Here is a 26,368-nt window from a genome sequence, read left to right as displayed (position 1 = left end):
ATCAGGGCTAGGGGTTTTGTTAAATTACGAAAATTTAAGTTAAAAGATAATTATCGCATCCAACCTTCAACTACATAATTTCTTTCAGTAATTTTATAATCTTTTTGTTTGTTTTGCGGTTCGTACCATAATTCTATTCTTGCAGCATACTTATCTCCCCAAGAACCTTCATAAATAGTAAATTCGCCAGAATAAAATTTTGGTTCTAGACTTGAAACTTTTATTTCAGATTGATTTTTAATTCTATCCTCAGACAATATATCATTACTAGTAATTTCAAATACTTTGATGTAAAAACTGCCTAATTCTTTTGTTTTTATATTTGTGTAGAAATTATAAATTCCAGGTTGGCTAGAATGTGATAAAACTAAATTTTCTGTTTCAAATTCTTTATTTTCGGGAATCGAATCTAATGGTTTCGATATTTCGATATTATTAGGTATTACTTTATGAGCACCGTAAAAATCTGGCGGAGAAAAAACTAATAAAATAGCAACCCATATATATAAGGAAAATGAAATTATAAGCTGTGGAAATAAATAATACCATTTTCCAATTACAATCTGTACAATCGATGAAATAATATTTCCTGCAATATTTAAATAAAGCGTAAATAAAAATGCATCAATTAAAAAATCTCTTTTTAATATACTGCCTAAAATATAGAGAACAATAGGAATTACATAGAAAGCAATTGGAAGCCACCAAGTTTTAAAATACTCTATAAGAGCATTTTTTATTTTGAGAAATATCATTTTACGGTAAGAGATTTAATTCTGTTTCAATCTCAATCCCATCGGAACCATTAATATTCCTTTTTCATAAATATTCAAATAAAGTTTGATCGGTTTCTTTTGTCCTTCCCATTTTAACTCGTAAACATTCAAAAATCCAGCACCCATATTACTTCTTTTTGTTGGAAACGGACAACAGGTTTCTAATTTAGTATAGGTAATTTTTTCTCCACTTGGTCCGGCTAAAGCATTAAGAAAACGAGATTCGTTTAAAGCTTCATTATTAGTGTTTTGGAAAAATATATTTACAGGATAATCAGGATCGTAACCGTATTTTTTGTCTTTCGCAAATTGGTTAATGACAAAAGTATTGTCTTTCTTCAGAACTAAATCTGGAGCATTATCGTCTACATTTTTTAAAGTTGATTTTGTGCTTACACATGAAGTTACGGTAAGCAATAAGACAATAAAAAAGGCAATTTTTTTCATGAGTTTGGTTGTTATAAATAGAAGTAAATTATTCTTGTGTTTTCTTTGGATTTAGTTTTAAAATACCAACTACAATCAGATATTGTGCCAGAAGATAAGTAAGCATAATAAAAAAAGAGCTTTTCGGAATTGGAGCATAAAATTTATTTACAGCCAAAATGCTATCAGAAACAACAAAGAAAAGTGCACCAAAGAAAACCAGATAATTTCCAGGTTTTTCCCAAACTAAAAGTCCATTAACAGCAAATAATAACATAATTGAAATTATGGAAGCATAAACACTAACAGGAATTTCAAGATCTCCTAAATGTGGTATCAAAAAAGAAACCATTCCGATAAGATACAAAGCAATCAGAATGCTGCCAATAATAAAAAGTGTTTTATTCTGCTTTTTTCTAATTTTATTCTGTTTATTAAACAAAACACAGTAAAGAATATGGGCCGTTAAAAAGGCTAAAAGACCAAATATAAAATAGGTTTCGCCAAGATCACTAAAAAGCAAGATTACATCGCCAATCCACGAAAAAAGAAGCGCGGCAAGCAAAGTATTTTGTGTTGGAAATTTTCTATAAAAATAAGCGCCAAACCCGATAACAGGTATTAAAATAGGTTTTAAAAACAGATCAAAGCTCTCAAAACCTGACAAAAGAATGATTAGATAGACTATACTGAACGCAATATAAATCTTGAAAAAGTAAGAATTTCTCATAATAGGGGTTATGAATTTATATATTGGTTTTGTTTGATTTTAAATTCAAAATGTACAAAATAAATTGTTGCTAGAAAAGATAAAATCAGATAGGCAAAAATAATATAATTACTAATTGGAATTACGCGATTTAATCCGAACCAATCGCCATAATAGGTAATTATACAAATTACAAATCCTAATCTTAGTGTTTCCCAAAATGAGACAAATTTACTTTTGTCCATTAATTCAGAGTAGCTGTAGATTGTCAGGAAAATAAAAAAGCCATAAACAAATATGCTGGGAAGCCCGATTTTAGCAATATTATCGAATAAATAACTCACAAATAATAATGTAATTAAAACTTGAGCGACCGACCAGTAAATTAATTTTGGCGAATTTTGAGTTCCATATTTTTCAAAATCAAAAACATTTTCAATTTTGTTTACAGGATATTTTTCTTCAAAATTTTCTGGACGCCAACCTGTCGGTTTAAACCAAATTGTCAGTTTGTCTTTCCATTTCGGAGCGCGCCAAGCATCTGAAATTAATAGACTTAAATGCTGAAAATTAATCTTAATCGGATTCCAAGTATTTGCTGGTCTCGTAATTCCAAATACGGGCGGAACATCATCTAATTCTTCCTGAAAAGTTCCAAAAAGCTTATCCCAAAAAATAAAAATCTGCGAATGATTTTTGTCTAGATATTCTGGATTAATAGCATGATGAACACGATGATGCGAAGGAGTAACCAAAATATGCTCGACAAAACCCATTTTTTTGATGTGTTTGGTATGATACCAAAATTGTAAAAATAAATGTATAGGAAGTGTAATGGCAATAACAGAAGCTGGAACACCAAGTAATGCAGCCGGAATCAATAAAAAAGTAAATAAATTGACTAAACTGGCAATTGGCTGACGAAGTGCACAAGCAAGATTAAATTCTTCACTACTGTGATGAATGGCGTGTTTGTTCCAAAGAAAGTTAATTTGATGCGCCAATCGATGGCTCCAATATCCGTAGAAATCAATAACAAAAAAGGCAATAAAATAGGAGAGAATATTTGCTTCTAGATGCTGTAGGGCAATTTTAGAAACCAGCCATTCATACGAAAGAAAAGTGATGCTTAATCCTAAAACATCTTTGACAGAATTAGTAATTCCAGAACTTATGCTTGATACACTATCAATTAGAGGTGCTGTATCATTTTTTGTGTAAATGCCGTAGATTTTTTCAATAACTATTAAAGCCAAAAAAATAGGCATTGCAATAATCAATATCTTTCCATATTCCTCCATAAAAAAAGCATTCTATTTCATTCAAATATAGAATAAAATAGAATGCTTTTTAAATTATTTGCAATTAAACAATTTCGGCGCTAAGTCCAGCTTCCAAAAGTTGTGTACATTGTGGTTTAAGTTTTTCGATCGGGCCTGTTTTTACAGTGCATTTTCCGTTGTAATGTACAATTAAGGAACATTGTTCTGCTTGTTCTGCTGTGTGGTCGCAAACTCGCATTAAAGTATCAATAACGTGGTCAAATGTATTTACGTCATCGTTATACATTATAATTTCATTATTAAAAACAGCTGCTTCTTTCTCGCGAACTTTTTCTCTTACTTTTTCTTTAGTACTCATCTTATTTAGTTTTTTGTACTTTGTAATTACTCTATCTAATTTACGTATTTTAATGATACCCAGTTGTTTCTTTGTAGCTTTTTAACATAGGTTAGTCCTTTTTCGACGCAAGATGCATCTATAAAAGGAATATCTTCTTCATAAAAACCGCTAAAAAGAATAATTCCTTTTGGGTTCAAAGCATCAACATAAGCCTGCATATCATTTAGTAAAATATTTCTATTGATATTGGCAATAATTAAATCGTATTTTTTTCCAGCCAATAAAGCGGCATCGCCTTCGTAAACGCTAATATGTTTGCAGTTATTGCGCTCGGCATTTTCTATAGAATTCAAATAACACCAATTGTCAATGTCAATTGCATCAATAGGTTCTGCGCCTTTCATTTCTGCTAAAATGGCAAGAATTGCAGTTCCGCAACCCATGTCAAGTGTTTTAATACCTTTTACATCCATTTCTAATAAATGCTGAATCATCATGTGAGTTGTTTCATGATGACCTGTTCCAAAACTCATTTTTGGTTCAATTAAAATATCAAATTCAGCATCTGTTTTTGGGTGAAAAGGAGCGCGAACATGACATTTTCCATCAACGTCAATTGGTTCAAAATTTTTCTCCCATTCTTCGTTCCAGTTAACCTGATCGATTTCTTCAATTGTATATTCAATTTTAAATTCTTCAGATTGTAAAATATAAATATCATCCAGAATATTCTCATCCCATAAATCCTTTTTCACAAAAGCCGAAATTCCGTTTTCTGTTTCTGTAAAACTTTCAAACGCTTTTTCGCCCAATTCTGCCACTAAAATTTCCGAACCCAATTCTTTTGGCTCAATTGTAAAATGATATCCTAAATAGATGTTTGACATAAATAAAAAATTTTTGCAAAGGTAAGAATAGAAAGTAGAAGTTGTCTAAAAATCTAAAAGAACATTCTTATTTTAAGAATAATTTAAAATAAAAAAGTGTTCGCCGAGGTGAACACTTTTTTATATGTAGGATTTCAAAATCTAAAATCTAAAATCTAAAATCTAAAATCTAAAATCTAAAATCTAAAATCTAAAATCTAAAATCTAAAATCTAAAATCTAAAATCTAAAATCTAAAATCTAAAATTAGATAGCTGTTACAATAGCTAAGAAATCATCAGCTTTTAAAGCAGCACCTCCAATTAAACCTCCATCAACATCTGGTTTACTGAAGATTTCTTTAGCATTTTCTGGTTTTACAGAACCACCGTATAAAATAGAAACTTCGTCAGCGATTTCAGCTCCAAAAGCTTTACGGATAGTTTCTCTAATAAATTCGTGCATTTCTTGTGCTTGTTCTGGCGAAGCAGTTTCTCCAGTTCCGATAGCCCAAACAGGTTCGTAAGCTAAAACAATTTTAGACCAAGATTCTTTTGCAATATGGAAAACACCATCACGCAATTGGTTTTCAACAATATTGAAATGATTATCAGATTGACGGTCTTTCAATTCTTCTCCAAAACAGAAAATAACTGTCATGTCATGTTTTAAAGCCGTATCAACTTTATTTGCGATTAAAGCGTCAGTTTCGTGAAAAATAGCTCTACGCTCTGAGTGACCTAAAATTACAGTGTTAACACCGATGCTAGTTAACATATCTGCAGAAATTTCTCCTGTAAAAGCACCACCTTCAGCTTGGTGAACGTTTTGTGCAGAAACTCCAATAGTTGTATTTTTTAATTTTGTAGCAGCAGCTTGTAAGTTTACAAAAGTTGGAGCCACAATTACTTGTGCATTTGTTTTTGCTGGAATTTTAGCAATTAACTCGTTTAATAATTCTTCAGTTTGAGCAGCATTTTTATGCATTTTCCAGTTTCCTGCAACAATCGATTTTCTCATTTTGGTAGTTTTATATTATTTTTTTGTTTTATGAAGTATATCAAAATTGAAATTGAAATTGAATTTTGACATTGATATTGATATTGAAAATTATTTCAATGATTTTAAAGTTTCGTCGATTTTAGCAAAATCAGTTTCGATAGCACGGTAAAGAGCAATGTTTCCTTTTTTATCCACAATGATGTAACGAGGAATCCAGTCTAAGTCAATCGCTTTTCCGAAAAGACCTTTCATTCCGTCATTCATCATGTAATGATCGCCTTTGTTTAGTTCGTGTTTTTCGATTCCAGCTTTCCATTTTTCAGCCGTTTTATCGGCAGAAATAAATAAGTAAGAAACATCAGGATTGTTGGCTTGTAATTCTTTTAATTTTGGCATTGCTTTTACACAATCGCCACACCAAGAAGCCCAAACTTCGATTACCAAAGTTTTGCCTTTGTATTTTTTTAAGATGTTTTTAAAAGTAGTTTGGCTATTGTCTGTTCCCAATAATTTTTCAGCTAAAGCTTCTTTAGAAAAAGCTGTTTTTTGAGCTTGTGAGCAAGAAAAGGTAATAAATGCAATTACTACTAAAGCAATTTGTTTCATATGTAATATAAATTATTTTAAAATTAAATACTGAATTCACAAAGTTAAACAAACAAATTGAAAGCCAAATGGAGATTAACAAAATTTGAAGACTCGTTTGTTTTGTAACAATAAGTTAAATTTTGGTTAGAAAAACAAGAATGAAAACGTAATAGTAGAGAAGAAAAAGCTGTATTTTTTTATTCCTATTTTTTTGGATTGAAAAAAAAGAATGATTTTTTGATTTAATGGATAATTTTTAGAGCAAAAAAACGCCAGATTTGAAGTGAAAAAGCTTTCAATAAATTTAAATTATAAATTATTTTTTTGTTGATTATTTCTTTTTTACAAAGTGATTATATGTCATTAAAAAAAATGGGAATGTTACAAAAGTTAACCATATTATAAATTGTCTTGGAACGATTTCGAAATAATAATTAAAAAAGAAAATAGTACCAACAAAAAGAATACAAAATTTAGAGTCTGATTTGCTTACTTGTGTATCTGAATATCTATCAATGTGTTCATTTTTGAGTTCACTTATTTTGTTAGAATATTTTACAAAAAAGAACATTTTCCAACTTGGCAAAAAACCAATAAGCATCATAAAATTCTGAATCATGTAAATGCTTGAAACACCTAAAAGAAAATATTGAATGGCAATATAAGTTCCTTGTACTAATTCATTAGTGCTTACAATATTTCCATTGTAAAAAATCCCATGTAAATTATCGATTGCAAAAAACATCATAATGATCGAACTCCAGATGCTTAGGGTTAGTTTTATAGTATCAGATAAATAAATTTTAGTAAAAGCATTAAAAAGAGAAAATAAGGAAAGTGAAATTACGATAATAAGAAATGTTCTTAAGATGATATTATCAAATCTTGCCAAACCATTATCTACAACCCAATAAATCATAGATATTGAAAGTATCAAAGTTGTACCTTCTGTTAATTGAGGAGCAATTCTTCTCTTATTAAATATTCGTGAATAAATAACATATATTATAAAGAAAGCAATAGGCCAAGCTAAAATGCTAACATTTAAAATAAGCATTAAATCAAATTTTGCATTAGGCGAGATGTAATATAAAAAGAGACATAAAGAAAAAGTGAAAACATAAGAAATGATTCCTATTAAAACAGCAGTTGTCCAAGTTTTTGTAATTCTTTTACTTTCAAAAATAACACCTGCTATTAACGCTAGAATATGAAGAGGAATCAAATGAACACCTTCAGTTTCGTAAAATTTAAAATCGCAGATAGTATAAAGAATTAAAAAGAATAGAAACGTAAAAAGGTAAAGATTTTGTGAAAACTTGACAGTAAATCCATTTTTTAGTCTTACACTCATATTTCTTGCTTGTTTTAAATATATATATTAGAAAAAACGCCAATATATCTAAAAAAAAATAGATTATTGGCGTTCTGTAAATTTCAGATATTTTTAAATTTGTTAAAGCTTCAAATCTTCAACATCATTATAATGTACTTTTTGAGCGATAGTTCCGTTATGTACAACCACAATACTTGGATTTGCTCTTTCAACTGTTTTTAAAGCAGTTCCATCGCAGAAATAGAAATCAATATCTAAAGCGTAGTTTTTCTTCGCTTTAGCAATTTCTTCTGCTCCAGAAGCCGTCATTCCGATTACTTTATAACCTTTTGCTTTTGCATCGGCATTAACTTTTGCTAATTTTTTCATTCCTTCTGGATTCGATAAATTCAAATCGTAAGTAACGAAAATTAATAATTTTGGTTCTTTTAATAATTCTTCTTTGTAATCAGAATCATCTTTTGTCATTGTAAAATCGTGAATTGGCGGAACGTAACCTTCAGAAATCACTTTGTCTTTTCTGTCTACAAATGTTGCGCCTTCTGGAATATTCATCAAATCTTTTTCTGTAAATTCTTTGTCAACACCATTTACTTTGTAGATAAAAATCATTTCTACAACCGATTTTGGCGCGCCTTCCGGAATTTCCATTCCTTTCTCAATGTTTGTTCCCACTTTATAAGGACGGAAATCTTTAATTGGATTGTGGTTTAAAACCCAAACCGCCATAAAAACGCATAAAACAATACTGATTAACGTGATAATATTAGTAACTAATTTCGAAAATAATGGTTTTACCAATTTTTTATTGATGAATAATATCAGGATAAAGAAAAGTAAAACAATATCTTTTGTGAATGATTGCCAAGGCGTTAAATGTAAAGCGTCTCCAAAGCATCCACAATCTTTTACGACATCAAAATAAGCAGAGTAGAAGGTAAGGAAAGTGAAGAAAACAATTAAAAGCAATAAAGCCCAAATCGTTAGTTTTGATTTATAGCCAACCAACAGCATTACACCCAAAACTACTTCTAAAATCACTAAAAAGATCGCCAATCCTAAAGCCAATGGTTCTAAAAATGGCATATTGAAAACTGGCTCGCTAAAATACTCAGCTAATTTATAAGAGAATCCAACAGGATCATTCAGTTTTATTAATCCAGAAATTATAAATAATATACCGACAAATAATCGGGAAAATTGAGTAATAATGTTTTTCATGGGGAAATATTTAAATTTAAAATTCCAATTTACTTTTTGGAATTTTTATTTATTTAATTGGTTCAAGAATTAAAGCAAAAACAGAATAATTAATCATATCTTGATAATTCGCATCGATTCCTTCAGATACGATTGTTTTTCCTTTGTTATCTTCAATTTGCTTAACGCGAAGAAGTTTCTGCAAAATCAAATCAGTTAAAGAACTTACACGCATATCGCGCCAAGCTTCTCCGTAATCATGATTTTTAGCTTCCATTAAGTCTTTGGTCAACTTTACTTTAGCATCGTATAATTCAGTTGCTTTTTCAACGTCAAGATCTGGCTGATCTACAACGCCCAATTCCAACTGAATTAAAGCCATAATCGAATAATTGATGATTCCGATAAATTCGCCTTTTTCATCTTCATCCACTTTACGGACATCGTTTTCCTGTAAACTTCTGATTCGTTGTGCTTTTATGAAAATTTGATCGGTTAACGATGGCAATCTTAAAATTCGCCATGCACTGCCGTAATCTGTCATTTTATTGATAAACAACGTACGGCAAACCGCGATAACATTATCAAAATCTTGGGAAGTATTCTTCATTTATATGCTGTATATTTGCTAAAATTTCTTCAAAAATAAGGATTAAATTAAAGAGTTTCAAGTTTCAGGTTTTCTTTGTGTCAAGTTTTTTCTAAACAAAGTGTTAATGCTGATGACTTGAAGCTGAAAAATGTTTCAGGTTTCAAGTTTCAAGTTTTGGAACTTGCGCAATCTATGTCAACTTGAAACTTAAAACAAATAAAACTTGAAACAAAATGTTTATTAACTGCAAAGGTGAACTTATAAATTTATCGATTCCTAAAGTAATGGGAATTCTGAATGTTACGCCAAATTCTTTCTTTGACGGAGGAAAATATAAAAACGAAGACGAAATTATTCCGCAAGTAGAAAAAATGCTTTCTGAAGGCGCGACATTTATTGATATTGGTGCATATTCAAGCAAACCAAGTGCGGAATTTGTTTCAGAACAAGAAGAAATTGACCGTATTGTTCCAGCAATTGAATTGATTTTAAAACACTTTCCGAAGACTTTATTATCGATTGATACTTTTAGAGCCGAAGTTGCAAAAGCAAGCATAGAAAGTGGCGCTGCGATTATAAACGATATTGCAGCAGGAGAATTAGACGATAAAATGTTTGATGTTATTGCAAAATACAATGTTCCGTATATTATGATGCACATGCGCGGAAATCCGCAAACAATGCAAAGCCTTACAGAATATGACGATATTGTAAAAGAAATGCTTTTTTATTTTTCTGAAAAAGTAAGACAAGCAAGAGCTTTAGGAATCAACGATTTGATTTTAGATCCAGGTTTCGGTTTTGCCAAAACAACCTATCAGAATTACGAAGTGATGCAAAAAATGGAACTTTTTAATTTGTTAGAATTGCCTGTTTTAGTTGGAATTTCAAGAAAATCTATGATTTATAAAACTTTAGATATTACTCCGCAAGAAGCATTAAACGGAACAACTTTTTTAAATACAATTGCTTTGACGAAAGGAGCAAAAATTCTTCGTGTTCATGATGTAAAAGAAGCGGTGGAATGTGTGGCTTTATACAATAAATTGTATATTTAATCATCTAGTTTGTCATTCCGAGGAACGAGGAATCTCCACGAGTAGCTCGACAAAGATTGGCGAATTTCTGGACGGAGTTTCTTGCGGAGATTCCTCGTTTCTTGGAATGACAAACTTTGTGCTAAAATTAAAATGAATATGAAATATTTTACTCTAATTCTTGCTTTCATTCTTTTCTCTTGCGGAAAAAAAGAAGATGTTTTACTTCCAAAATCTAACGTAACAATCGTAAAAGATGTACAAGATCTTTCGCCAATTTATATCTTTTTTAAAATCGAAGGAAAAGATACAATTGCTGACGTAAACCGAAAAAGCAGTATTATTTCGACCAATTGGATTTTGAATATTGACAAACGTCTGCCTTTAAAATTGGTCATTCCTGAAGTAATGAAATTGCAGGAAAAAAAGCGAGCTGACAGCGCACACAAAAACGAAAATGCCGAAAATTATTATTCGTACGCAGATTCTATCGGAAAAAATTTGGCCTTTTTACCTTTCACGAAAGTGTATTATAAAACAGAAAAACCAACTAGAGGAAATTTTGTAGTTTACTTTAAAAAAGGAAAAAAACAAGTTTTTATAGGTAATAAGGAAATAAAAATAGCAGAAATATTAAAGCATTTTTATAGCATAAAGTTTGAAAAAGTGTCAAACTTGGTCTTTTTATTCGATAAGGAAATGAGTTATGAAGAATACATTCAATATAAAATTTTGCTTCAAAAAGATGTAACTCACAATCTTGATGTACTTCCTATAGAATTCATTTTCTAAAACTGAATACTGAAAACTGCGACTGAAAACTAATTTTACTGGTGATGATAAGGTTCATTTCGTAAAATCGTAAACCCGCGGTACAATTGTTCGATAAAAAATAAGCGAACCATTTGATGCGAGAATGTCATTAGCGAAAGCGAAACTTTTCCCTGCGCTTTTTTGTAAACCGTTTCAGAAAATCCATAAGGTCCGCCAATAACAAAAACTAAAGTTTTAACTCCGGAGTTCATTTTCTTTTGTAATTCTTCTGAAAAACCAACGCTGGAGAAGTTTTTTCCGTTTTCATCCAATAAAATCAATTGATCGGTTGGCGAAAGTTTTGACAGAATCAATTCGCCTTCTTTTTCTTTCTGTTGACTTTCAGATAAGTTTTTTACGTTTTTGATATCGTGAATAATCTCCAAATCAAATTTGATGTAAAAAGACAAACGCTTTGTATAATCGTCTATCAAAGTCTGAAGCGACTTATTATCTGTTTTGCCAATGGCGATGAGCTTTATATTCATGTTTTTTTCTTTTGCCACTAATTGCACGAATTAGCGCGAATTTAATTTTTATTTTTTAGCCACAGATTCAAGGGATTTCCACAGATTAATTTATTTGTATTGAAAAAAAAATCTTTTTAATTCTTTTAATCTGTGGCAAATAAACTTTTTTTATTCTCAAAAACTCTTTCAAAATGTTCTACGATAGGAAACGGTTCGTAATAATGATGTAAAATCTTTTTCCATTCTAAATACGCTTCAGAAGTTCTAAAACCTATTGTGTGATCTTCAAGCGTATTCCAATCGACTAATAAAAGATATTTGTTTTCGACTTCAAGACATTTTTCTAAACGATGTCCCAGATAACCATCTATTGATGAAATATATTGACTTGCTTTGGCAAAATCAGCCTCAAATTGATTTGCTAATTCTGGTTTTACGAAAAGAAATGCGGCTTCTAGAATCATGATTTTAAAGTTGACAAACCTAACAGGTTTTTAAAACCTGTTAGGTTTAGAGGTTAGTTTTTAGAAAACTTCGCTTCAAAAGTTTTAAAACGGTTATCTAAATCTTTAATTAATTGTTTTTTAACCGATTCATCTTGAATAAAACTGTAATTGATGCTGTTATAAACGTATTTTTTAATCGTTTCATAATTAACATCCTGATATCTTTTTGCCAATAAAACATATTGTTCAGTCATATTACTTCTTAAAATTCCTGCATCATCTGTACTGATTACAATTGGAACATTAAATTCTTTGTAAAGCGTAAATGGATGTCTGTTTTCTTTCACTTTTAAAATGAATTCGTTACTCACTAAATTGATCTCAATCGGAATATTATTTTTAGCCATATACTTCAGCAAATCGTATGAATTAGATTCGTAAGCAATGTCAACTCCGTGACCAATTCGGTTAGCTCCAGCAATGTAAATCGCGTCATTAATATGCCAAGTTAATTCTTCTGGTTGAACCAAACCTAAAGTCAATTCGCCAGCATGAAGTGTGTATTTTACGTTTGGAAATTTAGAGTGACAGTATTTAAACATCACCATGTGTAACCAATAATCTTTCATAGAATTTTCTCCATGTTCTGGAGAAACTATATTTACACCTCCTGTTAGTTTGCTTTCGCTTGACGAAATAAAAGCGATAGTCAGATTTTTGAATAAATCTACAGGTTCCATAAAACGCAGCACAAAGTTTTGATAACGCATTGTAAAACGTTCATCGTCGATTTTTAAATCTTTATGAAGTTTTCCTAAAAAGTTATTATTGAAATCGTCAGCATATTTTTTAGCGTCTTTTTTCTGAAGCGATTTATACAATTCATCTAAAAGTTTTAAAACTGCTTTTTCATCTTTTTGATTTGCAGCCTGACGTAATCTGTTATTAAAATCACTTAAATCAGAAACATTCATATCACACGGAATCGTTGATAATTGTGTTTCGATATAAGAAACATTTTCTGCAATGGCACGTTTTTTTAATTCAAGCATTCCTTCTGCAAAATGACCTTTAATTGTAGGTTCAAATTTCATAAAAGAATCAAAAAACTGATCGTCTGAAGGTACAGAACCGTTATAATCTTTAACTGACCAAGTTTGCATAATTTGCTGTTGATAATAATCAAGTTTTCCATCATTCTTTATAGAAGAAAAAGTCTGCCAGTTTCCATTTGCAGGTTTGGTTTTTGAAACTGCCATAGTTTCTATATTCAAATAAAAATCTTCAGCAATGGCTCTTTCTAAAAGCGGTTCTGCATAAACGGATCCTGAAAAATGGTGATGTAAGTCGCCTCCTTTTGGCATTTGTTGAAAAAAAGCTGTTAAGAGAGCTTCATTATTTCTGATTTTTTCCAAATAACTTTCAGCCGATTGAGAAAAGCCGATTTGTGCTATAAAAATACAGAAAAGCGTAATTATCCTTGTCATACTCTAAGATTAAATTACGCGCAAATATACGACTTTTCGGAGAGATTTAAAAATTGAATTTCGTTGTGTACATTTTTTACCGCAAAGTTCGCTAAGGTTTTTCGCAAAGCACACTAAGTTTTTTGGAAATAGGATAAAGATTTTAAAGTTCACAAAGCTTTGCTTAGAAAAACTTAGCGAACCTTGTGTAGTACTTTGCGTGCTTTGCGGTTAATTTCGTTGCGTAGATTTTTTACAGCAAAGAACGCAAGGTTTTATAATATTCTAAAGCTATTATAAACGCAAAAGTTCGCAAAGCTTTACTAAAAAACTTTGCGAACCTTGCGTAATCCTTTGCGAACCTTGCGTAATCCTTCGCGAACTTTGCGGTTAAAAAAACTTAGAACCTTAGCATCTCAGAACCTTAGAAGCTTCAAGAAAAAAGCACATCACGAATTTCCTCAACCTTATCAAAAACGCTTTTTGCAAAAGGACAAAGCGGAATAATTTTTACATTGTTGGCTCTTGCATATTCTACAGCGGCTAAAACCAGTTTTTTACCAACACCTTTTCCGTTAAAATCTGGACTTACTTCTGTGTGATCAATAATAAATTTACTGTCTCCTGCCCAAGTGTAAGTCATTTTTCCAGCTTCTTTGCCATCTTCTACGGCTTCAAAGTAGCCTTTTTTAGTGTCGTTTATTTGTTGAATTTCCATATTATTTATACTAAAGAAGTTTCTATTTTAATTGTGTTTATTAATGTTTTATGAACAGGACAGCTGTTGGCAATTTTCAAAATTCGCTGTTTTTGAGCATCATCTACATTTCCTGTAATTAAGATTTTGGTTGAAAATAAAGAAACAGTATGTTCTTCATTTTTTTCAAAATCTACCCAGATCGAAAGTTCTGAAACATCCCAAGCTTTTCTGTCTATATACATTCGCAACGTAATTAAGGTGCAGGAAGCGAGAGAAGAAGCCAGAAGTTCAAACGGACTAAATCCTAAATTTTTCCCACCTATTTCTTGTGGTTCGTCAGAAATAAGAATATTACCAGTTTTAGAAGTTATTTCTGTGCGATATTTTCTTGTATCGATTGTTGCTTTAACTGTATCCATAAGTTATTTGATTCTTGGTTCTGGTAATGGAACAAATTCTGTTTCGCCTGGAACTTTAGGGAAAGTCTGTTCTGTCCAGTCTTTTTTTGCTTTTTCGATGAGGTTTTTATCCGAAGAAACGAAATTCCAAAAGATAAAATGTTCTTCAGGAAAAGGCTGTCCACCAAAAATATAAACCGTAGAATTTTCTGCAATTTCAAACTCACAAAGAGAAGCTTCAGTTGTAATCAAAATTTGTCTCGGATCGTAAACATGTTCGCCATTTTTGATACTTCCTTCTAAAATGTACAAACCGCTTTCGCCGAATAAATCTTTTCCAATATTGATTTTCTTAGCTTCTTTGCTTTTAATCTCAATAAAATACAACGGACTATAAACAGGAACTGGAGATTTTTTGCCAAAAGCTTCGCCAGCAATTAATTTGTATGAAACGCCATCTTCTTCCCAAGCTGGAATATCATCTGCTTCAACGTGCGTAAAATTAGGTTCCATTTGTTCCAATTCTTTTGGAAGCGCAACCCAAATCTGCAATCCGTGAAGCATTTTATCTGAATGTCTTAAATACTCAGGCGTTCTTTCAGAATGGACGATTCCTTTTCCGGCCGTCATCCAGTTTACGGCACCAGGTTTTATTTCTAATTCTGTTCCTAAACTGTCGCGATGCATAATGCTTCCTTCAAACAAAAAAGTCAAAGTTGAAAGTCCGATGTGCGGATGCGGAGGAACATCCATATTTTCGTGATCACTTAAATGCGCAGGTCCCATATGATCGATAAAAACAAATGGTCCGACGGCTCTTTTTTCACGGAAAGGCAATAAACGCCCAACCATAAAGTTGCCAATATTGGCAGCACGTTCTTCGATAATTAAACTGATATTTGACATGTGGTATTTTTTATTTGATTTGAAAACAAAATTACAGTTGTGATAGAAATCTGTAACTTAATTTAGATTAAGAAAGTTTGTTTTTAGATTTTTGAATTATAAAAGTAAGGAAAATCTAGAATAATTCATTTGATTTTGTCATTGTAAAACAAAGTACGTTTTTTGTCAGACTGAGCGAAGTCGAAGTCTCGCATGCTGAATCACTTTGGTGGACTTCGACTTCACTCAGTCTGACAATCTTGATGAAGACTCCTTTCTGATTAATCAATCAACTCAAATTCCAAAACCTCACTTTCAGTTCCATTAATAATAATCGACAATTGATGCATTCCAGTATAAAAAACTCTCGTTGTAATCAATTTAAAAGACTGATTTCTCTCAATCTTAGTTAATTGATTTGGATGATAAATTTTCTCACTGATTTTAAAGACTTTTTTTGCCAAATGTCCTTTTGCTTTTTTGTAATGAACCGCATATTCTAAACGAACTGTTTTGGCATCTTCGTTTTTATTATTTAAGTGAAAGTGAAACTGTAAATAATCTCCGATTTTTACAGTAGGCGTTTTAATTTCAAATAAAGAAAGTTCAATATTAGTGCTTTCTAAACCATAATGACTTAAAATTTCTGGATGTCCTTGTTTTAATAAAGTTCTGCATCCGTGTTTAATAATTCCGTCTGTTTCTTTGGTTTGACCTTTCCATTTATTGGCGATTTCTAACACAATCTGTGGATTATCTTTTGCAATATCATTTAAATTATTGGCAACACTTCGGCGAACATATTCCGAAGGATCGTTTTTTAAATTCTCTAAGATTGGAAGAATGGAAGAAGGATCTTTTTTTAGAAACGGAATCGCCATTGCCCACGGTAATCTAGGGCGAGAACCTTCACTTGCTAAACGACGAACGTGATGATTTTTGTGTAAAGACCATTTTGTCATTTCGTTGATCATTTGTTCTTTGTATTTTAGAATGAAAGGACGAACAGCAAATTCACAGCTTATAAATTGAGTGATAGAAACAAATGCTTTTGATGAAGTTTTAAAATCTTCTAAACCATAGATTTCGATATAATCGGCGAAGAAAATAAAAGCCAGATTACTGTCTGCAAAGTTGTTTTTTCTTAAATTTTTGATGATTTTGTCAATTAAAGAAACGGCTTCTGGAAAATTCTGTGGCATAAATTGATGAAACACAACTGTGGTGTGTTTCATTCTTTCTTTCCATTCTTTTTGAGCAAAATCGTCTTCGTAAATGGCTTCAATAAATTTTTGTTTATTGAATGCTGGATGTACTTCGGCAACAGCCTGACTAAATTTTTCGTAAAAAGAAGCCGAGTAAATATCTTTAATTAATCCCATAATTTTGTTTGAATGAACTTCAAAGATATTTAATGTTTTTAATTGTAGAGGTACATTTTGATTGAAAAATTATTAGCCACAGATTACACAGATTAGCACAGATTTTTTAAAATCATTTTAATCATTTTAATCTGTGGCTAAATGTAAATTTTAAGTTGATAAGAAACTTTTCAGACAAAGTAAACTTTCAAATCCATAAAATATATCCTAATTTAGCATTATTATAAAAAATAGAAAAATGATAAGTAAAGCTGAATTTCAAGCAGAATTACAACTTTTGATAAAAAATGCCATTAGAGAAGATGTAGGTCCAGGCGATTACAGTTCGCTTGCCTGTATTCCTAATACAGCTCATGGTCAGGCAAAATTATTAGTAAAAGATCAAGGAATTATCGCTGGTGTTGAACTTGCTAAAATGATATTTGAACATGTAGATCCGAATTTGAAAGTGAAAACTTTTATTGAAGACGGAACGCACGTAGAATACGGAGAAGTTGTTTTTGAAGTTTCTGGAAGCTCTCAATCTATTTTAAAAGCCGAAAGAGTAGTTTTGAATACGATGCAAAGAATGTCTGCAATTGCCACGAAAACAAATCATTTGATGCAACTTTTAGAAGGAACAAATGCTAAAATTTTAGATACGCGTAAAACAACTCCAAATTTTAGAGTAGCTGAAAAATGGGCTGTAAAAATAGGAGGTGGAGAAAATCATCGTTATGCTTTGTACGATATGATTATGCTGAAAGATAATCATATTGATTTTGCAGGCGGAATTACGCGCGCTATTGCTAAAACAAAAGAGTATTTAAAAGAAAATAATCTGGATTTGAAGATTATTGTTGAAGCAAGAAATTTGGATGAAATTAGAGAGATTTTGTTAAGCGATGGAGTTCATAGAATCTTGATTGATAACTTTAATTATGAAGATACTAAAACGGCTGTAAAATTAATTGGATCAAAATGCCAAACAGAATCTTCAGGAAATATTAGCGAAAAAACCGTTCGCGAATATGCATTGTGCGGAGTAAATTATATTTCTTCTGGTGCTTTGACGCATTCAGTTTATAACATGGATTTGAGCTTGAAAGCGTTTTAAGGAAGTTATGAGTTTTGAGTTATAAGTTATGAGTTTTGTAAATCTAAAATCAGAACTCTAAAATCTAAAATCAAAAAATATGTCGCAAGAGATAGAAGCTCGGATTGAGAAAATACCCGTAATACGGAATCTGGCCCGACTTTTAAAGACTATAAAATTGCCTTGGCTAGAAGGATTCTCGCTGTATGATTTGCTTGAAATGTACACTTTAGGAATTCTTGAAGGTGCTTTCTCTTATCATGCAAGTGCTGTTTCTTTTAGCTTTTTTATGGCGTTGTTTCCTTTTGCGCTGTTTATACTAAACTTGATTCCGTTTATTCCGATAGACAATTTTCAGGAAGATTTTCTGCAATTCGTTCAGCAAAGTGTTCCGCCGAATACTTATGATGCAATTAGTAAAATTATAAGCGACATCTTAAATAATAGTCACTCAGGCTTATTATCATCGGGTTTTTTGCTTTCTATTTTCTTAATGGCAAATGGAATTAATGGAATTTTGAGCGGTTTTGAATCCTCTAAACATGTTTTTGATAAAAGAGGTTTTTTTAGTCAATATTTAGTTGCATTGGCAATATCGCTTGTAATGACTATTATTTTGTTTGTAACAGTCGCTACAATCGTTGTTTTTGAGGTCTTTATTCAAAAAACGATCATTCAAGATGTTTTAAGTGATAGAATTCCATTGATTATTTTAGGAAGGTATTTGTTCGTAATTTTAATGATTTTGATAACATCTTCAATATTATTACGTTATGGAACAAAACAGTATAATAAAGTGCCATTTATTAGCATTGGATCTGTTTTTACGACCATCTTAATTGTTATATCTTCATTCTTTTTTGGGATTTGGGTTATAAAATTTTCAAAATATAACGAACTTTATGGTTCTATTGGGACATTATTAATTCTAATGTTTTATATTTGGATAAACTGTATGATTCTGCTTTTAGGGTTCGAATTGAATGCTTCTATCAGAAAATTAAAACAAAAAAAAAATAAATAATATGAAAAATTTGATGCTAACTATCGGAGTATTCTTCTTTGCCTTGACCATGCAAAGCCAAAGTGTAATTGGAAAATGGAAAACCATTGATGATGAAACTGGAGAAGCAAAATCTATAGTTGAGATTTATGAGAAATCAGGAAAAGTTTACGGTAAAGTTGTAGATATTCTTCGCGATAGTCATAAAAAAGATGTTTGTGTAAAATGCGATGGTGCTGAAAAAAATAAACCAATTTTGGGAATGGTAATTATGAACGGTCTTAAAAAAGATGGTTCTGAATATAATGGAGGAACAATTTTGGATCCTACAAGCGGTAAAAAATACAAATGTTATATCACTTTAGAATCTGCTGATAAATTAAAACTTCGCGGTTATGTTGGAGTTTCTTTGATGGGAAGAACTCAATATTGGACAAGAGTGAAAAATTAATTCAAAATAAATGCGAAAATTAACTTCGATAATTTTATTCTTAGTTGTTGTTTCAAATAGTTTCGGACAATCTAAGAATTCGCCATTACAAATAAGTCATCTTTCAGGTGACTTTTATGTTTATAGAACATTTAGCGATTATAAAGGAACAAAGATTTCGGCTAATGCCTTGTATTTGCTTACAGATAAAGGTGTTGTATTATTTGATGCGCCTTGGGATAAATCGCAGTTTCAGCCTTTATTAGATAGTATAAAGGTAAAACATCATAAAGAAGTTATTATGCTTTTTGCAACACATTCTCATGACGATCGTGCGGGTGGATTTGATTTTTATAGAAAAAAAGGAATAAAAACCTATTCTATTAAATTAACGGATTATATTCTTAAAAAAGAAAATAAACCAAGGGCCGAATTTTTAATTCCAAACGATAAAACGTTTACAGTTGGGCAGCATACTTTTGAGGTTTATTATCCAGGAAAAGGACATGCACCCGACAATGTTGTAGTTTGGTTTAATAAAGAAAAAGTGCTTTACGGAGCCTGTTTTATAAAAAGTACCGATGCTAAAGATTTAGGTTATTTGGGTGATTCTGAAGTGAAAGAATGGAGAACGTCTATTGCAAAAGTTCAAACGAAATTCAAAAATCCAAAATATATTATTCCAGGTCATGAAGGGTGGAATAGTCTAGAATCTTTAAACCATACTTTGAAAATGGTTAATGAGTATTTGGCTCAAAAATCATCTGGAAAAAAGTAACAGATAACTATTAAATTCAAATTGTTGTTAAAATAGTTTAATTTTGTTTGAACTAAAATAGAAGATATGACTGTAACGGATAAAAATATATTGGAAACCTATTCAAACTTATTTGAAGGACTTAGCTTTTCAAATAAAATTGAACTTATAGAACGATTAACAAAGTCTATTAAAAGTAATAAATCAAAAGAGAATAGTTTTTATAAATCTTTTGGTGCTTTTGCGTCTGAAAAATCTGCAGAAGAAATTGTTTCTGATATAAAAGCTAATAGAAACTTTAAGAATAAGGAAATTAAGTTTTAATGGGATATTTACTAGACACAAGCATGTGTGTTTTCTTTCTTAGAGGAAAACTAAATCTTGACAAAACAGTGAAGCAAGTGGGTTTGGAAAATTGTTATATTTCTGAAATAACAGTTGCTGAACTTCGTTTTGGTGCTGAAAACAGTGATAATCCTGTAAAATCTAATAAAGCAGTTGATTTTTTTTTAAAAGGATTAACTATACTTCCCATTTTTGGATCAATTAAAAGATATGCGATCGAGAAAGTTAGGCTTAGAAAAATTGGAAAACCTATTAACGACGAATTTGATCTTTTAATTGGAGTAACTGCAATTGAGAATCAATTGATTTTGGTTACTGACAATATTAAAGATTTTAAACTTTTAGACGGAATTCAAATGGAGAATTGGTTTGAAAGAAATTAATTTCTTTGTTCAAATTTATTCTCAATCTTTATTAAAATATCTACATGTTTTTTATCGAAGTTATTTTACCGCTTTCCTTAGCAAAAACCTTTACATATCGTATTTCTGAGGCCGAATATCATTTCATTGAAAAAGGAATGCGTGTGGCGGTACCTTTTGGAAAAAGTAAAATATACACGGCTCTGGTTTTGGATGTTCATGAAAATGCTCCAACGCTGTATGAGGCAAAAGAAATTCATGAAATTTTAGATGAAAAACCAATTGCAACCGAAATCCAGATTAAGCACTGGCTTTGGATTGCAAATTATTATATGTGCGGAATTGGGGATGTGTATCGCGGTGCTTTTCCGAGTGGATTATTATTAGAAAGTGAAACTATTGTTTCGCATAAAGCTGATGTAATAATTAATGACAGCGAACTTTCAGATGATGAATTCTTAATTTATGAAGCGCTACATCACCAAAGCTCTTTGAAGGTTCAGGAAATCGTTTCGATTTTAAATAAAAAAAATATACTTCCTACACTTCAAAAATTAATAGCGAGAGATGTTATTTTTTTAGAAGAAGAAATAAAAGAAAGTTACAAGCCAAAATTGGTTCGATATGTAAAATTACATGCCAAATATGAATCTGATAATGGCTTGCAAGAATTATTGGAAGTATTAAAAAGTGCCAATAAGCAAAAAGAAATTGTTCTAACTTATTTTCAGCTTAGTGCTTCTGAGAAAAAGCCAATAACAGTAAAAAAACTTACTGAGGCATCGAATTCCACATTAACAACTGTAAAAGCTTTAATAGAAAAAGAAATCTTCGAAGAATATTTTTTACAGCATGATCGAGTTACTTTTAATGGAGAAAAATCAGAAAAAGAACTTGTACTTAGTGAAGCGCAAGAAACTGCTTTTACTGCTATAAAAAACAGTTTTTCTGAGAAAGAAGTTTGTTTGCTTCACGGCGTTACTTCAAGTGGAAAAACCGAAATTTATATCAAATTAATTGAAGAATACTTGCAAACAGGCAAACAAATTTTATATCTCTTGCCAGAAATTGCATTGACGGCTCAATTGGTTTCTCGATTACGTCTTCATTTTGGAGATAAAGTAGCTGTTTTTCATTCTAAATATAGCAATAACGAAAGAGTTGAGGTTTGGAAACAAACACTTGAAAATTCTGAAAAAGCACAAATTGTAATAGGAGCGAGGTCGGCTTTGTTTTTGCCTTTTAATGATTTAGGGTTGTTAATTGTAGACGAAGAACACGAGCAGACTTTTAAACAAACAGATCCAGCGCCAAGATATCATGCGAGAGATGCTGCAATTGTTTTGGCAAATTTTCATAATGCAAAAGTGTTATTAGGTTCGGCAACGCCAAGCATAGAAACTTATTTTAATGCTCAAGCGGGTAAATATGGTTTAGTTGCACTTTCAGAACGTTATAAAAATGTTCGAATGCCAGAAGTTCTTTTGGTAGATTTGAAAGACAAGCATTTCAGAAAAAGGATGACAGGACACTTTAGTGATCTTTTAATAGAAGAAATTGCGGAGGCTTTATCTTTAGGCGAACAGGTAATTTTATTTCAGAACAGACGAGGTTATTCTCCTATTATAGAATGTCTCACTTGCGGGCACGTGCCTCATTGCCAGCAGTGTGATGTGAGTTTGACATATCATAAGCATAAGAATCAGTTGCGTTGCCATTATTGCGGTTATTCAATTGCTAAACCCACAAATTGTCACAGCTGTTCCAGTATAGATTTAACTACAAAAGGTTTTGGTACGGAACAGATTGAGCAAGAATTAATTTCTTTATTTCCAAAAGCAAAAACGGCTCGTATGGACCAAGATACGACTCGAGGTAAATTTGGTTTTGAGAAAATAATAGATACCTTCAAAAATCGCGAAATTGATATTTTGGTAGGTACGCAAATGCTAGCTAAAGGTTTGGATTTTGATAATGTTAGTTTAGTTGGTATTATGAATGCCGATAATATGCTGCATCATCCTGATTTTAGAGCTTTTGAACGTAGTTTTCAAATGATGACTCAAGTTGCCGGAAGAGCCGGAAGATCAGAAAAACAAGGAAAAGTTGTAATTCAAACTTACAATCCAAATCATAACACAATTCAGCAAGTTACAGACCATAATTATATAGGTATGTATAAAGAGCAATTGTATGACAGACAGATTTATAAATATCCGCCTTATTTCAGAATTATCAAGCTGACTTTAAAACATAAAGATTATGATAAATTGAAAGAAGGTTCTATGTGGTTATATCAGGTTTTGAGTCAAAATCTGGCAATACCTGTTTTAGGACCAGAAGAGCCAGCGATTAGCAGAATACGAAATGAATATATAAGGACTATATTGATTAAGATTCCGCAAAATCTGCATTTAGGAAATACAAAAAAAACTATTCAGAAAATGTTGAATAGTTTTGAGGCTGTTGCTCAATATAGAGCTATAAAAGTCGTCGTTAATGTAGATTTCTATTAAGAAGGAGTAGAAAGCGCTTTTACTAAATCTTCTTTTTTATTTCTGCTCAATGGAATTTTAGTAATTCCAATTTCTGCAAATTTGCTGTTAAAGCGTTCTACCTTATCTATATTAATAATGTATGATTTATGTACACGAATAAATTTGTCTTTTGATAAATCATTCTCAAAAGATTTCATTGTAGAAAGAACCAGATTACTGTCATCTTCAGTAACTACTCTAACATAATCTCCAAACGCTTCAATCCATTTAATTTTTGAAGTGAAGATTTTAAGTTTTTTAAGATTACTTTTAATGAAGATATGTTCGCCTTCTTCTTCTTTAATATCTTTTTTAAGCAGATGCATATCAATTGCTCTTTTTACAGAAGCATTGAAACGATCTACGGCAATCGGTTTTTGCAGATAATCAGTGGCGTCATAATCAAAAGCTTTTAAAGCATATTCGGCTTTAGAAGTAATGAATATAATCTGAGGTTTAGATTTTAGTCCGTCCAGAAAATCAAAACCATTTATAACCGGCATTTCAATATCAAGAAATATTAGGTCGATATTATTTAAAGAAATACAGCTTTTTGCTTCAATTGCATTAGAAAAATCTCCAATTAAATGCAATCCAGGATGATTATTTACCAACTTGGCAATAATTGTCCTTTGTATAGAACTATCATCTACAACAACACAGTTTAGTTTCATAACTTTAAATTTAGAATAAATTCAGGATAGCAATAGTAAAAGTAATGGTTTTTTTGGAAAAAAAACTAAAGTCAACGTATATTTTTTGCATTATGACGAATAAAAGAAAAAATATGTTGGTTATTTAAAATTAATCATTACTTTTGCACCCAATTTTAACAAATAAATTTTTTATTTATGAATCATTATGAAACTGTTTTCATTTTAAATCCCGTTTTATCTGAGGTTCAGGTGAAGGAAACAGTAACGAAATTTGAAGAATTTCTTACTAGTAGAGGAGCTGAAATGGTATCGAAAGAGGATTGGGGTCTTAAAAAAATGGCTTACGAAATCCAAAACAAAAAAAGTGGTTTTTACCATTTATTCGAATTCAAAGTAGCTGGAGAAGTTCTTGTAGCTTTTGAAACTGAATTTAGACGTGACGAAAGAGTTATGCGTTTCTTAACTGTAAGTTTAGATAAACATGCTATTTCATGGGCGGAAAGAAGAAGAGCTAAATTAAAATCTACTAAAGCGTAATTATTATGTCTACAATTGAGCAATCTGCAAAAGGAAAAAAAGACGGAGATATCAGATATTTAACGCCTTTAAACATTGAAACAAACAAAACTAAAAAGTATTGCCGTTTCAAAAAATCAGGAATCAAATACATCGATTATAAAGATGCTGATTTCTTATTGAAATTCGTTAATGAGCAAGGAAAAATTCTTCCTCGTCGTTTAACTGGAACTTCATTAAAATACCAAAGAAAAGTTTCTGTAGCTGTAAAAAGAGCTCGTCACTTAGCTTTAATGCCATACGTGGCCGATTTATTAAAATAGTATATAAAAATCTAGTCGCTGGTTTCTGTTTAAGCAGAACCTAACTTCTAAAATATAAGGACAACAACATGGAAATTATTTTAAAACAAGACGTACAAAACCTAGGATTTAAAGATGATGTAGTATCAGTAAAACCAGGTTACGGTCGTAACTTCTTGATTCCTCAAGGATTCGCTACTTTAGCTACTCCTTCTGCTAAAAAAGTTTTAGCTGAAAACTTAAAACAAAGAGCTCACAAAGAAGCTAAAGTTGTTGCTGATGCAAAAGCTACTGCTGAAACTTTAAAAGCTCTTGAAATTAAAATCAGTGCTAAAGCTGGTGGAGAAAAACTTTTTGGTTCTGTTACTAATATCGATATTGCTGAAGCATTAGAGAAATCAGGTAACGCTATCGATAGAAAATTCATCACAAGCGGAATCGTTAAACGTACAGGAAAATACAACGCAAGCATCCGTTTACACAGAGATGTTATCGTTGAATTACCATACGAAATTGTTGCTGAAAAGTAATATTTCGAAATGCTATACTAAAATCCCGATGAAAATCGGGATTTTTTTTTAATATATAGTTAGTTAATAATTAGACTTATGGTTGATGGCTTATAGCCTGCAGCGTAAAGCATAAAGCCTAAAATAAAATGAAATACGCAAGATTAACAAAAGAACAGTTTGATGAATTGCATGCTGAATTTGCAAGCTTTTTAGCGACTCAGACAATTGATAAAAAAGAATGGGATGAACTTAAAATAAACAAGCCAGAAGTAGCGGAGCAGGAATTAGATGTTTTTTCTGACTTGATTTGGGAAGGAGTATTGTCTAGAGCTGAATATTTAGAGCATTTTTCTAAAAACCATATCTTTTTATTTCATTGTTTTGATACTTATATTCAATCTATAGTTTTAAAATCTCTTTCTGCCGAAACAGATTTTTTAACAAAAGAAGGCCTTCAGTGGTTAAGTGATAATATGTTTACTGATAATATTGAGATGAAAGTTGGGAAAAAAGTATTTACTGAAGAAAGAAATATTTCTATTTTCGAACTGATCAAACAAGGAGCATTTTTAAGTGATGGTCAGCTTTTTAATCAAATTAATACCATTATTGAGTCTTAAACTCTAAGTAACCTTTTTGAAAAAGACAAACAATTAATCTATAATTGTTTGTCTTTTTTTTATTTTTTTAACTTTTGTTTAAACTTTTTGTTTTGAAATAGCAGGTATTTCTACGTGTTTATTTTAAATCTTTCAATCTTTTAGATTCCTAGAAATCCCTGAACAGTTCGTCGACTTTTTAGTATGCATTACGGATAATTTTTAACTTATTTTTTATTTAATTGTAGGAATTTATTTTCTTTTTATCTTTTTAACATATTTTCGTCGATTTTTTGTTTAAGAAAACTATAACGACTTAATTTTGTTAAAATGCTTGATTTTTCTGATGTTTTTAAAAGTTGTTACTTACTTATTTAGATGTGTAAAGATAAATTATAAGAATTTTATCCTTGTTTTGTGTTTTTGTTTTTTCTAATTTTAGAATACAAAAGTTAAACAAAGTTTTGCTTTAATGTTCTTAGAAAATGAGAGATGATTTTGGGGTATTTTTTAAGAAATAAAAAAAGCTCTTTCATTTTAATTTTTCGGGATTGAAAATC

The 26,368-nt window shown here is 30.9% G+C and carries 32 protein-coding genes; 13 read left to right on the top strand and 19 right to left on the bottom strand.

The window, feature by feature from the left end:
• Positions 1–50 precede the first annotated feature (50 nt).
• The 11 genes from P0R33_RS03065 to P0R33_RS03015 all read right to left on the bottom strand — a co-directional run bounded on the left by P0R33_RS03065 (position 51) and on the right by P0R33_RS03015 (position 9,135).
• The gene (locus P0R33_RS03065; RefSeq protein WP_276174167.1) at positions 51–755 is read right to left on the bottom strand and encodes a hypothetical protein; all 705 of its coding nucleotides are present in this window, start codon (positions 753–755) and stop codon (positions 51–53) included.
• Between the two features lie 15 nt (positions 756–770).
• Positions 771–1,223: a 2-dehydro-3-deoxyphosphooctonate aldolase gene (locus P0R33_RS03060; RefSeq protein WP_276174166.1), complete on the bottom strand. Its 453-nt coding sequence runs from the start codon at positions 1,221–1,223 to the stop codon at positions 771–773.
• A 28-nt stretch (positions 1,224–1,251) separates the two neighbouring features.
• On the bottom strand, positions 1,252–1,932 hold the full coding sequence (locus P0R33_RS03055) for a lysoplasmalogenase (protein ID WP_276174165.1): 681 nt from the start codon (positions 1,930–1,932) through the stop codon (positions 1,252–1,254).
• An 8-nt stretch (positions 1,933–1,940) separates the two neighbouring features.
• Complete coding sequence (locus P0R33_RS03050) at positions 1,941–3,212, bottom strand: sterol desaturase family protein (RefSeq protein WP_276174164.1); 1,272 nt, start codon at positions 3,210–3,212, stop codon at positions 1,941–1,943.
• Positions 3,213–3,276: 64 nt separating this feature from the next.
• Positions 3,277–3,552: an ATP-dependent Clp protease adaptor ClpS gene (locus tag P0R33_RS03045; protein WP_012025489.1), complete on the bottom strand. Its 276-nt coding sequence runs from the start codon at positions 3,550–3,552 to the stop codon at positions 3,277–3,279.
• 35 nt (positions 3,553–3,587) lie between these two features.
• The gene (prmA, locus tag P0R33_RS03040) at positions 3,588–4,421 is read right to left on the bottom strand and encodes a 50S ribosomal protein L11 methyltransferase (RefSeq protein ID WP_276174163.1); all 834 of its coding nucleotides are present in this window, start codon (positions 4,419–4,421) and stop codon (positions 3,588–3,590) included.
• Positions 4,422–4,666: 245 nt separating this feature from the next.
• The gene (tpiA, locus tag P0R33_RS03035; RefSeq protein WP_276174162.1) at positions 4,667–5,419 is read right to left on the bottom strand and encodes a triose-phosphate isomerase; all 753 of its coding nucleotides are present in this window, start codon (positions 5,417–5,419) and stop codon (positions 4,667–4,669) included.
• A gap of 90 nt (positions 5,420–5,509) precedes the next feature.
• Positions 5,510–6,007, bottom strand: coding sequence for a TlpA disulfide reductase family protein (locus P0R33_RS03030; protein ID WP_276174161.1), 498 nt, complete (start codon positions 6,005–6,007; stop codon positions 5,510–5,512).
• Positions 6,008–6,320: 313 nt separating this feature from the next.
• Positions 6,321–7,343, bottom strand: coding sequence for a hypothetical protein (locus P0R33_RS03025; RefSeq protein WP_276174160.1), 1,023 nt, complete (start codon positions 7,341–7,343; stop codon positions 6,321–6,323).
• 102 nt (positions 7,344–7,445) lie between these two features.
• Entirely contained in the window at positions 7,446–8,546 is a 1,101-nt protein-coding gene (locus P0R33_RS03020) for a BT_3928 family protein (protein ID WP_276174159.1), read from the bottom strand.
• A 49-nt stretch (positions 8,547–8,595) separates the two neighbouring features.
• A complete protein-coding gene (locus P0R33_RS03015) occupies positions 8,596–9,135 on the bottom strand; it encodes a DUF1599 domain-containing protein (RefSeq protein ID WP_276174158.1) in 540 nt (179 codons plus the stop codon).
• A 215-nt stretch (positions 9,136–9,350) separates the two neighbouring features.
• Between P0R33_RS03015 and folP the strand changes: the two genes are divergently transcribed.
• Positions 9,351–10,175, top strand: a complete 825-nt coding sequence (gene folP, locus P0R33_RS03010; RefSeq protein WP_276174157.1) for a dihydropteroate synthase — start codon at positions 9,351–9,353, stop codon at positions 10,173–10,175.
• Positions 10,176–10,313: 138 nt separating this feature from the next.
• Positions 10,314–10,946, top strand: a complete 633-nt coding sequence (locus P0R33_RS03005; protein ID WP_276174156.1) for a hypothetical protein — start codon at positions 10,314–10,316, stop codon at positions 10,944–10,946.
• 35 nt (positions 10,947–10,981) lie between these two features.
• On the opposite strand, the gene rlmH is transcribed toward P0R33_RS03005, so the two are convergent.
• The 7 genes from rlmH to P0R33_RS02970 form a co-directional block, all read right to left on the bottom strand.
• A complete protein-coding gene (gene rlmH / locus P0R33_RS03000) occupies positions 10,982–11,455 on the bottom strand; it encodes a 23S rRNA (pseudouridine(1915)-N(3))-methyltransferase RlmH (protein ID WP_276174155.1) in 474 nt (157 codons plus the stop codon).
• 125 nt (positions 11,456–11,580) lie between these two features.
• Entirely contained in the window at positions 11,581–11,901 is a 321-nt protein-coding gene (locus P0R33_RS02995; RefSeq protein WP_276174154.1) for an antibiotic biosynthesis monooxygenase, read from the bottom strand.
• A 53-nt stretch (positions 11,902–11,954) separates the two neighbouring features.
• Positions 11,955–13,370 carry an adenosine deaminase gene (locus P0R33_RS02990; RefSeq protein WP_276174153.1) on the bottom strand — a complete coding sequence of 472 codons (1,416 nt, stop codon included), beginning with the start codon at positions 13,368–13,370 and terminating at the stop codon, positions 11,955–11,957.
• 412 nt (positions 13,371–13,782) lie between these two features.
• Complete coding sequence (locus tag P0R33_RS02985) at positions 13,783–14,067, bottom strand: GNAT family N-acetyltransferase (RefSeq protein ID WP_276174152.1); 285 nt, start codon at positions 14,065–14,067, stop codon at positions 13,783–13,785.
• Positions 14,068–14,072: 5 nt separating this feature from the next.
• Positions 14,073–14,468, bottom strand: a complete 396-nt coding sequence (locus tag P0R33_RS02980; protein WP_276174151.1) for an OsmC family protein — start codon at positions 14,466–14,468, stop codon at positions 14,073–14,075.
• A 3-nt stretch (positions 14,469–14,471) separates the two neighbouring features.
• A complete protein-coding gene (locus tag P0R33_RS02975) occupies positions 14,472–15,353 on the bottom strand; it encodes a pirin family protein (protein WP_276174150.1) in 882 nt (293 codons plus the stop codon).
• Between the two features lie 260 nt (positions 15,354–15,613).
• On the bottom strand, positions 15,614–16,714 hold the full coding sequence (locus P0R33_RS02970; RefSeq protein ID WP_276174149.1) for a DNA alkylation repair protein: 1,101 nt from the start codon (positions 16,712–16,714) through the stop codon (positions 15,614–15,616).
• 238 nt (positions 16,715–16,952) lie between these two features.
• Here P0R33_RS02970 and nadC point away from each other — a divergent pair, with 238 nt between their 5' ends.
• From nadC to priA, 7 genes are all read left to right on the top strand, one after another.
• The gene (gene nadC, locus P0R33_RS02965) at positions 16,953–17,810 is read left to right on the top strand and encodes a carboxylating nicotinate-nucleotide diphosphorylase (protein ID WP_276174148.1); all 858 of its coding nucleotides are present in this window, start codon (positions 16,953–16,955) and stop codon (positions 17,808–17,810) included.
• A gap of 79 nt (positions 17,811–17,889) precedes the next feature.
• On the top strand, positions 17,890–18,813 hold the full coding sequence (locus tag P0R33_RS02960) for a YihY/virulence factor BrkB family protein (protein ID WP_276174147.1): 924 nt from the start codon (positions 17,890–17,892) through the stop codon (positions 18,811–18,813).
• A gap of 1 nt (position 18,814) precedes the next feature.
• On the top strand, positions 18,815–19,243 hold the full coding sequence (locus tag P0R33_RS02955) for a DUF2147 domain-containing protein (RefSeq protein WP_276174146.1): 429 nt from the start codon (positions 18,815–18,817) through the stop codon (positions 19,241–19,243).
• Positions 19,244–19,253: 10 nt separating this feature from the next.
• Positions 19,254–20,000 (top strand): subclass B1 metallo-beta-lactamase, encoded by a 747-nt coding sequence (gene bla-B1-FLAV, locus P0R33_RS02950; RefSeq protein WP_276174145.1) that lies wholly within the window; start codon positions 19,254–19,256, stop codon positions 19,998–20,000.
• Positions 20,001–20,066: 66 nt separating this feature from the next.
• Positions 20,067–20,303 (top strand): hypothetical protein, encoded by a 237-nt coding sequence (locus P0R33_RS02945; protein ID WP_276174144.1) that lies wholly within the window; start codon positions 20,067–20,069, stop codon positions 20,301–20,303.
• Positions 20,303–20,707, top strand: coding sequence for a type II toxin-antitoxin system VapC family toxin (locus P0R33_RS02940; protein ID WP_276174143.1), 405 nt, complete (start codon positions 20,303–20,305; stop codon positions 20,705–20,707). The genes P0R33_RS02945 and P0R33_RS02940 overlap by 1 nt, the downstream gene beginning before the upstream one ends.
• A gap of 44 nt (positions 20,708–20,751) precedes the next feature.
• Entirely contained in the window at positions 20,752–23,202 is a 2,451-nt protein-coding gene (gene priA, locus P0R33_RS02935; protein ID WP_276174142.1) for a primosomal protein N', read from the top strand.
• Here the strand turns inward: priA and P0R33_RS02930 are convergent.
• Positions 23,199–23,897, bottom strand: a complete 699-nt coding sequence (locus P0R33_RS02930; protein WP_184163564.1) for a LytTR family DNA-binding domain-containing protein — start codon at positions 23,895–23,897, stop codon at positions 23,199–23,201. The genes priA and P0R33_RS02930 overlap by 4 nt on opposite strands.
• 177 nt (positions 23,898–24,074) lie before the next feature.
• Between P0R33_RS02930 and rpsF the strand changes: the two genes are divergently transcribed.
• The 4 genes from rpsF to P0R33_RS02910 all read left to right on the top strand — a co-directional run bounded on the left by rpsF (position 24,075) and on the right by P0R33_RS02910 (position 25,829).
• Positions 24,075–24,416: a 30S ribosomal protein S6 gene (rpsF, locus tag P0R33_RS02925; RefSeq protein WP_026729424.1), complete on the top strand. Its 342-nt coding sequence runs from the start codon at positions 24,075–24,077 to the stop codon at positions 24,414–24,416.
• A 5-nt stretch (positions 24,417–24,421) separates the two neighbouring features.
• The gene (gene rpsR / locus P0R33_RS02920) at positions 24,422–24,718 is read left to right on the top strand and encodes a 30S ribosomal protein S18 (RefSeq protein ID WP_002987043.1); all 297 of its coding nucleotides are present in this window, start codon (positions 24,422–24,424) and stop codon (positions 24,716–24,718) included.
• 68 nt (positions 24,719–24,786) lie between these two features.
• Positions 24,787–25,227, top strand: a complete 441-nt coding sequence (gene rplI, locus P0R33_RS02915; RefSeq protein ID WP_276174141.1) for a 50S ribosomal protein L9 — start codon at positions 24,787–24,789, stop codon at positions 25,225–25,227.
• A gap of 128 nt (positions 25,228–25,355) precedes the next feature.
• On the top strand, positions 25,356–25,829 hold the full coding sequence (locus P0R33_RS02910) for a DUF6495 family protein (RefSeq protein ID WP_276174140.1): 474 nt from the start codon (positions 25,356–25,358) through the stop codon (positions 25,827–25,829).
• Positions 25,830–26,368 lie beyond the last annotated feature (539 nt).

The organism is Flavobacterium sp. YJ01 (genome assembly GCF_029320955.1).
Lineage (GTDB): Bacteria > Bacteroidota > Bacteroidia > Flavobacteriales > Flavobacteriaceae > Flavobacterium.
The sequence above is the reverse complement of the archived record's forward strand: the minus strand, read 5'-3'. Positions and strand labels throughout refer to the sequence as shown.